Here is a 632-nt window from a genome sequence, read left to right on the forward strand (position 1 = left end):
TCAGACGAACCCAATTCTCACCTTGAGTTTGATAGACACTTGGAAAGGTTCCCCACCCAGATTCAGATACCTCCAACTCAGAAAAACGAGCGATGTATTCGATCGGCTGACTATCGAGGTCAGGCGCTGCATACACTGAAATAGCCAGCACGCTCTGCTCTGGTGTGAATTGATAACAACTGATGGACTCTAAAGAACGGTCAAACCACTGGTATTTCTTCGCTTCTAGGTAGTTAACAACACCACAATCGTTGAACTGAATTGCCCATACCTGCCCATCTTGGAAGCCCAAGTACCCAATCGGCTCATCAACCACCTCGCTGGTCGTCTGGCAACCGACCAGCAGAGATAAAACTAGGAGACAAAAAAGAGGTTTGCGCATAAAGGTACCCGTATTGATATGTTATCTTTTAGACCGTAAGTTCTAGTCGATTACCATCTGGATCGAGAACGCAACTCTCATAATAACCATCGCCGGTTCTTCTTGGGCCATCTAATCGCTCATAACCGTCTTCAACCAAGCGTTGGGTTAGATCGTCAACCGCTTGTTCTGAACCCAATGAAATCGCCACATGAATAAACCCAGTGAACTGATTGTAGATATCATCTTTCGATTCAGGTACTGAGTCCAT

2 protein-coding genes are annotated in these 632 nt (G+C 45.7%); both read right to left on the bottom strand.

The window, feature by feature from the left end; all coding sequences use genetic code 11:
- Window positions 1–382, bottom strand: a 382-nt coding sequence (locus KIV40_RS30725; protein WP_285353074.1) for a hypothetical protein, incomplete at its 3' end; no start/stop codon positions are given.
- A 28-nt stretch (window positions 383–410) separates the two neighbouring features.
- A partial coding sequence (locus KIV40_RS30730; protein WP_285353077.1) for a VOC family protein occupies window positions 411–632 on the bottom strand: 222 nt, incomplete at its 5' end.

The organism is Vibrio sp. D173a (genome assembly GCF_030248475.1).